We start from the raw sequence: 219 nt of genomic DNA, 5'->3' as shown, positions 1-219 counted from the left end.
AAAAGTTCATATTTGCAAATGGATCAGCCGAATCTTTTTTATTTTCAGCTTCATCTTCACTGGAATCCTCTTTTTTTTCTGACTCAAAATCGGCAAATGGATCTGATAATTCTTCTTCTTTTTCTTTCTCAAAGTCAGCAAATGGATCTGATGATGATTCTTCAACTGTATTCAAATGTTTTTCAACCATTTCTTCTACAGCAAGTTTTTCTGTTTCCT

At 32.4% G+C, this 219-nt stretch carries 1 protein-coding gene; it reads right to left on the bottom strand.

What is annotated here, in order from left to right; all coding sequences use genetic code 11:
- Window positions 1–219, bottom strand: a 219-nt coding sequence (locus MR107_RS31070) for a hypothetical protein (protein ID WP_242293228.1), incomplete at both ends; no start/stop codon positions are given.

Source organism: Bacillus cereus group sp. BfR-BA-01441 (genome assembly GCF_022663075.1).
In the GTDB taxonomy this organism is placed as follows: Bacteria; Bacillota; Bacilli; order Bacillales; family Bacillaceae_G; genus Bacillus_A; species Bacillus_A cereus.
This window is presented reverse-complemented; position numbering and strand designations above follow the sequence as displayed.